The following is a 9,899-nucleotide window of genomic DNA, read 5'->3' on the forward strand; positions in this document are numbered from 1 at the left end:
ACGCTTGCCCCCGACCCCCACACGGGCGTTAATGCGCATCGCCATCAATGGGGAGAGACGCGATGCGCGACACGATACTGGGCGGCCTGCTGGCGGGCACGGCACTGGCGGGCGCGGCCCACGCGCAGGAGGTGCTGACCGCCGTCCACGCCTTTCCGGAGACGCTCATATACACCCAGTCGTTCCTGGAGTTCGTGGACAAGGTCAACGAGGCCGGGGGCGAGGTCGTCCGGATCGAGGTCCGTGGCGGTCCGGAGGCCATCGGCATGTTCCAGCAGCCCGACGCCGTGCGCGACGGGATCGTGGACATGGTCTATACCCCTGGCAGCTTCTATGGCGGCACGGTGCCCGAGAAGGACGCGATGGTCGCGTCCAACATGACGGGCCCGGAGGCGCGGGCCTCGGGCGGCATCGAGCTGATGGACCGGATCCACCAGGACAAGATGGGCGTGAAGTACCTGGGCTGGTTCGACAGCAACGTCTGCTACAACCTGTTCACGGTGGACGAGCCGCAGTTCGACGACGCGGGCAACCTAGCCGTCGACGGGCTGAAGCTGCGTGGCAACGCCGTCTACAACGCGTTCTTCAACGACTACCTCGGCGCGCAGGTGATCGACCTGCCGACGACGGACGTCTATGCGGGGCTGGAGCGCGGCGTCGTGGACGCGACCGGCTGGACCCAGATCGGGCTGGCCGATCTGAAGTGGGACGAGTTCGTCAACTACCGCATCGAGCCGTGCTTCTTCTCGACCGACCTGGGCGTGATCGTGAATTTGGATGCCTGGAACGGCTTGTCGGACGAGGCCCGCGAGATCGTGCAGGAGGCCGCCATCGCGCACGAACAGGAATCGGCGGACCGTCTGGGCGCCTTGGCGGAGGAGCAGCTCGCCGCGTTGGAGGAAGGGGGCATGACCACCGTCACGCTGGAAGGGCAGGCGGCCGACGAGTACCTCGCCGCCGCGCGCGAGACGACCCATGCCCGGATGCGGGAGCTGATGGCCGACAGCCCGCAGGGCGACGGCGATTACGACCGCCTGATCGAGCTGTTCTACGACGACGAGAAGTAGCGGCTGCCAGCGCAACCGTCATACCCCGGCTCGCCCCGGGGATCTCCCGCGGCCCGAGGTCCCCGGGTCAAGCCCGGGGATGACGATACGTGACGCCGATCCGCCTTTACGACCGCTTCGTCGATCTCCTGGCCCTCGCCGCAGGGCTCACCCTGGTCTGGCTGATGGTCGCCGTCGTGGCCTCCGTCGTCATGCGGAACGTGGGCCTCCAGCCCTTCGCGTGGCTGTTCGTCAGCACGGAATACGGCCTGCTCTACCTGACGATGCTGGGGGCGCCCTGGCTGGTCCGGGTCCGCGGCCACGTCCATATCGAGCTGCTGACCGCGGCCCTGCCGATCGTCCTGCGCGGCCCGCTCAGCCGGCTGGTCGCGGTCCTGTGCGTCGCGACCTGCGCCGTGCTGGCCTGGAAGGGCGCGGACCTGGCCTGGACCAACTGGGCGCGCCGGGACTTCGACGTGCGGGCGTACTTCTATCCCAAGTGGCTGCTGTCGGTCGTCCTGCCGCTGTCCTTCGGCCTGATGGCCGTCGAGTTCGCGCGCTTCGTGTTCGGGCGCGACCTGCTGCACAGCGGCGAGGCGGGCATCCACGAATGATCGACTGGCTGACCGGCGACTGGACCGGCGCCCTGGCGCTGCTGATCGGGACCATCGTCGTGCTGATGGGCGTGGGCATGCCCGTGGCGCTGGCCTTCCTGGCGGCGAACGTCCTGGGGGCCTGGGTCTTCATGGGGGGCGAACGCGGCGTGACCGCGATGCTGAACAACGGGGTCGGCGCGCTGACGACCTTCGCGCTGGTGCCCATCCCCCTGTTCCTGCTGATGGGCGAGATCTTCTTCCACACGGGCCTGGGCAACCGGATGTTCAACGGCATCGACCGCCTGCTGGGGCGCGTGCCGGGGCGGCTGTCCTACGTTACCGTCCTGGGGGGCACCGGGTTCAGCACCCTGTCGGGGTCGTCCATGGGGTCCACCGCGCTGCTGGGCAGCCTGATGGTGCCCGAGATGGAGGCGCGGGGCTACAAGCGGCACATGTCGATCGGCCCGATCCTGGGCACCGGGGGGCTGGCCATCATCATCCCGCCATCGGCCCTGGCCGTGCTGCTGGCCACGCTGGCGCGGATCGACGTCGGCGCGCTGCTGATCGCGGGCGTGGTGCCGGGGCTGATCCTGGCGGGGCTCTACGTAGCCACCATCTGGATCCAGACGAAGCGCGACCCCCACGCGGCGCCGGCCTACGACGTGGACCCGATGGGCTGGGGTGCGCGGCTAGGCTTGCTGGTCCGCGACGTGGTGCCGATGGTGGGCGTCATGGTGGTGATAGTGGCGTTGATGATCGCGGGCGTCGTCACCCCGTCGGAGGCCGCGGCCTTCGGCGCGCTGGGCGTCCTGATCCTTGCGGCCGCCTTCCGCTGCCTGACCTGGGAGGCGTGCAAACGCTCCGTCGCGGGCGCGTTGCGGGTCACGCTGATGGCGTACCTGATCGTCTTCGGGTCGGCCACGTTCAGTCAGCTGCTGGCGTTCTCGGGCGCGTCGCGGGGGCTGATCGATTGGGCCACGGGGTTCGACCTGGCCCCCCTGGCGATGCTGGGGGTGATGTTCGCCGTGCTGCTGCTGCTGGGCATGTTCATGGAGCAGATCTCCATCATGCTGCTGACGGTGCCCATCTTCTTTCCGCTGGCCGCGACGCTGGGCTTCGACCCGGTCTGGTTCGCGCTGATCATGCTTCTGGCGCTGGAGATCAGCTTCACCACGCCGCCCTTCGGCCTGCTGCTGTTCGTGATGAAGGGGGTCGCGCCGCCCGGCACCACGATGCGCGAGATCTATCTGGCCGCGATGCCGTTCATAGGCTGTTCGCTGGTGCTGGTCGGCCTGTTGGTCGCGTTCCCCTGGCTGGCGCTGCGTTAGCGTTCGGACGCAGCCGTCATCCCCGGGCCCGCCCCGGGGACCTCGTGCGACCGGGCGCTTCGCTCGGGCAGGTCCTAGGGTCGAGCCCGAGGATGACCTCCATGCAGCCAGGGCCGCGCCGCCCGGTCGGCTTCCACCCAGGCCGCGATGGCGTCCGCGTCCTCCAGCGTCAGGTCGATGGGGGACAGGCCCTCGCGGATCATCCGCCGCCCCTGCGCGGGCAGGTCGAACGGATGCGTCGAGTCGGCGCGAACCTCCATCGCGTCGAGATCGACCGTGACCTCGTTGCCCACCGGGTCGCTGTCGCACCACGCGGCGATGGCCGTCACGGCGTCGGCGTCCAACGCAACGGGGGCCACGCCGTTGGCTAGGCAGTTGTCGAAGAAGATGCCGCCGAAGCCCTGCGCGACCACCGCCCGGAACCCATAGTCCCGCAAGGCCCAGACCGCGTGCTCGCGCGACGATCCGCAGCCGAAGTTGCGCCCGGCCAGAAGAACCGTGGCGCGGTCGCGGGGTGGGCGGTTCAGCACGAAGGCCGGGTCGGGGTCGCGGCCTTCGCGGTAGCGGACGTTGGCGAACAGGCCGTCGGCCAAGCCTTGCTTGGAGACGCGCTTCATCTCGCGCGACGGGATGACGACGTCGGTGTTCACGTCGTCGCGCAGGAAGGGGGCGGCGATGCCGGTAAGGGTGGTCCAGCCGGTCACCCCGGAACCTCCCGCACGTCGCTGATGCGGCCCTGCAGGGCGGACCATGCGACGGTTTCGGGCGATGCGATGTGGGTGCGCACGCGCGGCCCCTGGCGCCCTTCGAAGTTGCGGTTCGTGCTGGAGATGACACGCGCGCCCGGGGGGAAGCCCTCGCCGCCCGCGTGGAAGCACAGGGCGCAGCCCGATTCCTGCCATTCGAAGCCCGCGTCGCGGAAGGTGGTGTCCAGGCCGCGGGCCTCCGCCTCGCGCTTCACGGCGGTCGATCCGGGGACCACCACGGCGCGTACCCCATCCGCCACGCGGCGGCCCCGCAGGATCGCGGCGGCGCGTTCCAGGTCGGACAGGCGCGCGTTCGTGCACGATCCGATGAACGCCCCATCCAAGGGTTCGCCCGCCAGGGGGCGGCCCGGGGTCAGGCCCATGTAGTCCAGCGCGGCCCGTCGGGTGTCGTCGAGGGGTTCGGGAATGGGTTCGGCCAGGGGGACCATGTGTTCGGGGCTGGTGCCCCAGGACACGGCGGGTGAGACGTCCGCCAGATCGAGGCGGATCTCGCGGTCGAACGCGGCGCCCGCATCCGTCGCCAGCGCCTGCCAGCCCGCCACGGCGGCGTCCCAATGGTCGGGACCCGGCGCGAACGGGCGGCCGCGGACGTAGTCGATCGTCGCGTCGTCGGCGGTCACGAAGCCCGTGAAGGCCGCGAACTCCACCGACAGGTTGCACAAGGTAAGCCGCGCCTCGACGGCCAAGGCTCGCACGGCGGGGCCGTCGTACTCCACCGCGAAGCCCCGGCCCCCCGCGGCGCCATGTGTGGCGATCAGGTGCAGGGCGATGTCCTTCGCGCCCATCCAGGCGGGGCGCTCACCCTCGATCCACACGCGCATCGTGCCGGGCACGCCGATGCGCAGGCAGCGGGTCGCCAGCGCGTGTTCGGCGTCCGTGGAGCCGATCCCCCAGGCCAGCGCACCCAGGCCGCCCAGCGTGCAGGTGTGGCTGTCGGGGCAGACCATCGTGATGCCGGGCAGGGCCACGCCCTGTTCGGGCGCGATGACGTGGACGATGCCCTGGCGGGGGTCGTCGCCGTCCCACAGGCGCAGGCCCAGGCGGTCGCAGGCGTCGCGCATCGCGTCGATGAAGACCTCGCCGCCGGGGCTGCGGGCGCGGTGGCGCTGGCCGGGCAGGGTGGACACGATGTGGTCCACGGTCGCGAACACGCGGTCGGGGCCGTCGATGGCGCGCCCGTCCTCGATCAGCGAGGTCAGCGCGACCGATCCCGTCCGTTCGTGCAGCATGATCCGGTCGACATGGACCAGCGCCGTGCCGTCGTCGAAGCGGCGTACCGTGTGGGCGTCCAGCATCTTGTCGAACGCCGTGCGCAGCGACGTCATGCGATCACGCCCTTTGCGCGCAGGGCGTCGAGGTCGGCGTCCGTGCGCCCGAGCTCGCGCAGGACGTCCGCCGTGTCGGCCCCCGCCTCGGGCAGGTCGCGGCGCAGGGGCGCGCGGACGCCGTCGCACTCCAAGGGCAGGCGGGGCAGGGACACGGTGCGCCCTTCGCCGGGGCCCCCGGGCGGCAGGGTCAGCGGTTGCAGGCCGTGGGCCTTCAGGTGCGGATCGTCCGGCAGGTCCGAGGGCCGGCGGATGGGGGCGAAGGGCAGGCCCGTCGCTTCGAGCTTCTCCATCAGGTCGGCGGACGCCATCGTCGCGAACACGGATCGGAGGCGTGGCAGGATGGTTTCTCGGGCCTGGACGCGACCCGTGTTGGTCGCCAATTCGGCATCCGCGCGCCAGTCGTCGAACCCGAACGCCTCGCAGAACGCGGCCCACTGGCCGTCGCTGACGACGCCGATGAACACCTGAGCGTCGGCCGAGTCAAACACATCGTACACGGCCCAGGCCGAAATCCGTTCGGGCATGGGCGGGGGCGGCGTTCCGGTCACGGCCTCCTGCGCGACGTGCTGACCCACGAGGAACGCCGTCGTCTCGTAGAGCGCGCTGGTCAGGTGGACGCCCGCGCCGCCGTTGCCGCGACCCACCAGGGCGGCCAAGATGCCGATGACGCCGAACATCGCCCCCGTGATGTCGATGGCGGACGTGCCCGCGCGCAGGGGGCGGCCCTTCGGCCCCGTCATGTAGGCCAGGCCCCCCATCATCTGCGCGACCTCGTCCAGCGCGGTGCGCTCCTCGTAGGGGCCCGACAGGAACCCCTTGCAGGACTGGTAGATCACGTTGGGGTTCAGGACCTTCGCGTCGTCCGGTCCGAGGCCCAGCCTTGCCAGGGCGCCGGGGCGGAAGTTCTCGACCACGACATGGGCGCCCGCGATCAGGTCGCGCGCCGCGGCGCGGCCCTCGTCGGACTTGAGGTCGAGGGCCACGGAACGCTTGTTGCGGTTGAACATGGCGAAGTAGCCCGCGCCCGATCCCGGCAGGCGGCGGGTCTTGTCCCCGCCCAGGGGTTCGACCTTGACGACGTCGGCCCCTAGGTCGCCCAGGATCATGCCCACCGTGGGGCCCATGACCATGTGGCTGAATTCCACGACCCGGATGCCGTTCAGGAAGTCCATGTCCGCACCCTTATCCCGCTGCCCCGGGCAGGGTATAGCACGGTCGTGGCAAGGCAATCGGGGGATGCGCGTTGGACGTTCTGATTTCCGAGGTCGGACCTCGCGACGGGCTGCAGATGCTGGGCTTCGCGCTGCCGTTGCAGGTCAAGGAGGACTGGATCGCCGCGGAGGCGGCGGCCGGCGTGCGCGAGATCGAGGTGGGGTCGTTCGTGGACTATCGCGCGCTGCCGCAGATGGCGGACACGGCGGCGCTGGTGGCGCATGGACGGACCATTCCCGGCCTGACGGTGGCGGTGCTGGTGCCCAACCTGCGCGGCGCGCGCGCGGCGCTGGAGGCGGGGGCGCACAAGCTGTCGATCCCCCTGTCGGTGTCGGAGGTGCATTCGAAGCGCAACGTGAACCGCGACCACGCCCAGATGTTGAGCGAGATCAAGGCGATACGCGCGGCCGTCGATGCCGTGCCCGAAGCGGACCGGCCGCATTTCGAGGTCGGGTTGAGCACGGCGTTCGGCTGCTCGATCGCGGGTCCCGTGGCGGAGCGCGACGTGGTGCGGCTGGCCGTCGCGGCCCTGGAGGCCGGGGCGGCGGAGGTGGGGCTGTCGGACACGACGGGCATGGGGGACCCGGCGACCGTGCGGTCCCGGATCCGCGCGGTGCGGGCGGAGGTCGGGGACAGGCTGACGGGGGTGCATCTGCACAACACGCGGGGGCTGGGATTGGCCAATGCGTTCAGTGCCTTGGAGGAAGGGATCGCGACGCTCGACGCCTCGCTCGGCGGCTTGGGCGGATGCCCCGCGGCGCCGGGCGCGTCGGGCAACATCGTGACCGAGGATCTGGCCTTCATGCTGGAGGCGATGGGGCATCGGACGGGGGTGGATCTGGACCGCCTGATGGCCGTCCGGGACGTGATCCGCCCCGCCCTGGGAGACGAGCCGCTGCACGGATTCACGCCCGACGCGGGATTGCCGCAAAGGCGGGTTCCGGCGGCCTGACGGGCCTAAAATCGGCGTACACCCCCCGTACACCCCCCGTGCACCCCCCGTGCATACGTTTCGGCAGACACGCACCGCGCGTTGCGCCGGGGTTGCGTCGCGGCGGCGTTCCGTGCGGGGGTGGTCCCGGGGTCCGCATCGCGGGGGACCCGACCGCGATCCCCGTTCGGTGCCGCGGGCGACGTCCCGGCCGGTCCAGGCGGTCAGGGCGGGTCCATCGTCCCCAGCAGGAAGTCGCCCACGAGGCGGACGAACAGGGCGGGGTCGTCACGCATCTGGAGGTGGCCGGCGCCGGGCATGACGCGGATCGTGGGATGGGCGAGGTGGCGGGCCATGCGCTCGCCCTCGCCGTCGGTGGACGCGTTGCCGCCCGCCATCAGCAGGAGCGTCGGGCAGGCGATGCGCGCCAGGTGGGGGCGGCCGTCGAAGCGGCGCATCGCCCCCATCATCGTGTGCAGCGGCCAGGCGTGCGGATGGGTCATCGACGCGCGCAGGGTCGCGTCGAAGCCGTCCGTCCCCAGATCCATGCGGTCCAGCACGGCCCGGGTGGCGTTGCGGTTCCCCAGGACCGCGGCACCCCAGTGCAGGGCCAGCATCCGCGCGCTTCGGTCGAGGCCCGTGGACGGTCGCAGGAACGTGTCGGCCAGGACCAGGCGTTCGGGCGGCGGCAGGTCCGTGGCGGCCAGCGCCATCGCCGCCATGCCCCCCAGCGAATGCCCCACGAGGTGATAGGGCCCGCGGATCCGCGGGGCCAGGTCGGCGGCCAGCGCCCGGGCGAGGGACGCGACGGTCGGCTCGGGCGGGGCGGGGGCCGCGCCGTGGCCGGGCATGTCGGGGGTGTCCACGCGGAAGCGGTCGGCCAGCAGAGGTGCGGTGGAGGCCCATAGCCGGTGGTCGGCGCCGCCCCCGTGCAGAAGGATCAGGTGCGGGGGTGCGGTGTTCCGGGCCATGGCGGGAAGGTGGCGCGGGCGGAGCGCGTTTCGAGGGGGACGGATCGTCGCCGCCGTGCCGCGCCCGGCCCGCCGCGGCACGGCGATCGCCCCCGGGGGCCGGGACGTGGCCGGACGGCCGGCGTGCCGGAGGGGTCTGTGCGATGTCCCAGCGTCTGATGCGGGGCGGGGCCGGGCATCGGGTCCGGGCCGATCACGGCGCTTCGCGTCGCCCATCCCGGCGGCGACGGCGTCGATGCGTCCGGAACCGTGACGACGCGCACCGCTTCGGGACGCCAGGGATTCCAATGCGTTAACCATCCGTTAACGATGTTCGGCGATCCTGCGGGAATGGATGCCACGCCCACCCTTCCCTCGCTGTTGTCGACGTCCCTGTTCTGGGGCCTGTGCCTGGCGGCGCTGGCCTGGATGGCGGGGTTCGGATGGTCCGTCGTCCTGCTGGCCTATGTGCTGGGCGGGCAGGCGGGGCTGTTGGCGGTGGCGACGACGGGCCTGTCCCTGCGACGGGCGTTCGCGCGCCGCTAGGGCGCCCGGCCCGGGATCATCGGCAGGCCCCGCAGGCGGGTGGCGATGCGATAGACCGACGTGGTCGCCGTTACGAACAACGTCGTCCGGTCCGGGCCGCCGAGGCAGAAGTTGGTCGACATCTCCGGCGTGCGGATCACGCCCAGGGACCGCGCGTCGGACAGGGCGTGGACGTGGACCCCGCCGGGCCCGTTGACCAGCATGTGCCCGCAGGCGGTGACCTTCATGCCGTCCACCGCGCCCTTGCCCTCGCCCCGCACCTCCGCCCAGACGGCGCCGCCCGCGAGGGTCCCGTCCGGGGCCACGTCCCAGGCGCGCACGTGGCCGCGGGGCGTGTCGTTGACCCACAGCGTGCGTTCGTCCGCCGACAGGCACAGCCCGTTGGGTTGCTCGTGGTCGTCCGCCACCCGCGCCAGCGTGCCGTCCGGGTCCAGGCGATAGACGCCGCTGGCGTCCTGTTCGGGATCGCGGACCAGGCCCAGATCGGGGCGGATGCGGCCATAGGTCGGATCGGTGAACCAGATGCGGCCCCGCGTGTCGCAGATCACGTCGTTGGGCGAGTTCAGCTCGCGCCCGTTCCAATGGGTCGCCAGCGGGCGGACCAGCTTGCCGTCGTGCTCGTGCCGGACCAGGCGGCTGGCTGCGTGCTCGCAGGTGACGATGCGGCCCTCGCGGTCGAGGCAGTTGCCGTTGGCCTGGTTGCTGGGGGTGCGGAAGACGGACAGGGCGCCATCCGGCGTCCAGCGATGCTGCACGGAGCGCGCGATGTCGCTGAACATCAGCCAGCCTTCCCCGGGGTGCCATACGGGGCCTTCGGTGAAGCCGAAGCCCGTGGCGATCCGGTCCAAGGTGGCGTCGGGCGCGATCAGGTCGCGCATGCGGGGGTCGCGGACGTCGATGGTCATGGGGGGATGGTGCCGCATCGCGACCGCGTGTCCAGGGCTGCGGCGGCGTGGTCCGTTGCAAACCTTACCCGGGGGCGTCAGGGACCGGACCATGCGCGCGCTGATCGTCCTCGCCGTGGTCCTGGGAACGCTGCTGCCCCGCGCGGGTGCTGCGCTGGCCGAGGTCGTGCCGGGCGTGGAGCGGATCGTCATCTGCGAAGGGGACCGCCTGGCGATCGTGGTGCTGGGACCGGATGGCGGACGGATCGACACCGACCTGCCGGACCTGCCCCATTGCGTGGGTGTGGCGC

At 71.5% G+C, this 9,899-nt stretch carries 11 protein-coding genes; 6 read left to right on the forward strand and 5 right to left on the reverse strand.

Annotation, left to right across the window (positions count from 1 at the left end; translation table 11 throughout):
• Positions 1-62 precede the first annotated feature (62 nt).
• The 3 genes from dctP (at position 63) to P0084_RS17575 (ending at position 2,970) form a co-directional block, all read left to right on the forward strand.
• Positions 63-1,067 carry a TRAP transporter substrate-binding protein DctP gene (gene dctP, locus P0084_RS17565; RefSeq protein ID WP_308918190.1) on the forward strand — a complete coding sequence of 335 codons (1,005 nt, stop codon included), beginning with the start codon at positions 63-65 and terminating at the stop codon, positions 1,065-1,067.
• Between the two features lie 89 nt (positions 1,068-1,156).
• A complete protein-coding gene (locus tag P0084_RS17570) occupies positions 1,157-1,660 on the forward strand; it encodes a TRAP transporter small permease (RefSeq protein WP_308918191.1) in 504 nt (167 codons plus the stop codon).
• On the forward strand, positions 1,657-2,970 hold the full coding sequence (locus tag P0084_RS17575) for a TRAP transporter large permease (RefSeq protein WP_308918192.1): 1,314 nt from the start codon (positions 1,657-1,659) through the stop codon (positions 2,968-2,970). Before P0084_RS17570 ends, P0084_RS17575 begins: the two co-directional genes overlap by 4 nt.
• Positions 2,971-3,044: 74 nt before the next feature.
• Here P0084_RS17575 and leuD read toward each other — a convergent pair whose 3' ends face one another.
• Genes leuD through P0084_RS17590 form a run of 3 tightly spaced genes read right to left on the reverse strand, consistent with a single transcriptional unit; the run spans position 3,045 to position 6,237 of the window.
• The gene (leuD, locus tag P0084_RS17580; protein ID WP_308918193.1) at positions 3,045-3,674 is read right to left on the reverse strand and encodes a 3-isopropylmalate dehydratase small subunit; all 630 of its coding nucleotides are present in this window, start codon (positions 3,672-3,674) and stop codon (positions 3,045-3,047) included.
• A complete protein-coding gene (locus tag P0084_RS17585) occupies positions 3,671-5,062 on the reverse strand; it encodes a 3-isopropylmalate dehydratase large subunit (protein ID WP_308918194.1) in 1,392 nt (463 codons plus the stop codon). The genes leuD and P0084_RS17585 overlap by 4 nt, the downstream gene beginning before the upstream one ends.
• Positions 5,059-6,237, reverse strand: coding sequence for a CaiB/BaiF CoA transferase family protein (locus P0084_RS17590; protein ID WP_308918195.1), 1,179 nt, complete (start codon positions 6,235-6,237; stop codon positions 5,059-5,061). The genes P0084_RS17585 and P0084_RS17590 overlap by 4 nt, the downstream gene beginning before the upstream one ends.
• Before the next feature lie 71 nt (positions 6,238-6,308).
• Between P0084_RS17590 and P0084_RS17595 the strand changes: the two genes are divergently transcribed.
• The gene (locus tag P0084_RS17595) at positions 6,309-7,229 is read left to right on the forward strand and encodes a hydroxymethylglutaryl-CoA lyase (protein ID WP_308918196.1); all 921 of its coding nucleotides are present in this window, start codon (positions 6,309-6,311) and stop codon (positions 7,227-7,229) included.
• Between the two features lie 203 nt (positions 7,230-7,432).
• Here the strand turns inward: P0084_RS17595 and P0084_RS17600 are convergent, their stop codons facing one another.
• Complete coding sequence (locus P0084_RS17600) at positions 7,433-8,179, reverse strand: alpha/beta fold hydrolase (protein ID WP_308918197.1); 747 nt, start codon at positions 8,177-8,179, stop codon at positions 7,433-7,435.
• Between the two features lie 360 nt (positions 8,180-8,539).
• Here P0084_RS17600 and P0084_RS17605 point away from each other — a divergent pair, with 360 nt between their 5' ends.
• A complete protein-coding gene (locus tag P0084_RS17605) occupies positions 8,540-8,704 on the forward strand; it encodes a hypothetical protein (RefSeq protein ID WP_308918198.1) in 165 nt (54 codons plus the stop codon).
• On the opposite strand, the gene P0084_RS17610 is transcribed toward P0084_RS17605, so the two are convergent.
• Complete coding sequence (locus P0084_RS17610) at positions 8,701-9,609, reverse strand: SMP-30/gluconolactonase/LRE family protein (RefSeq protein ID WP_308918199.1); 909 nt, start codon at positions 9,607-9,609, stop codon at positions 8,701-8,703. The two genes, P0084_RS17605 and P0084_RS17610, sit on opposite strands and share 4 nt — an antisense overlap.
• Before the next feature lie 91 nt (positions 9,610-9,700).
• Here P0084_RS17610 and P0084_RS17615 point away from each other — a divergent pair.
• Positions 9,701-9,899 (forward strand): hypothetical protein (locus P0084_RS17615; protein ID WP_308918200.1); only part of this gene is annotated, 199 nt, incomplete at its 3' end.

Origin of the sequence: Jannaschia maritima, assembly GCF_030973515.1 — a bacterium.
Lineage (GTDB): Bacteria > Pseudomonadota > Alphaproteobacteria > Rhodobacterales > Rhodobacteraceae > Jannaschia > Jannaschia maritima.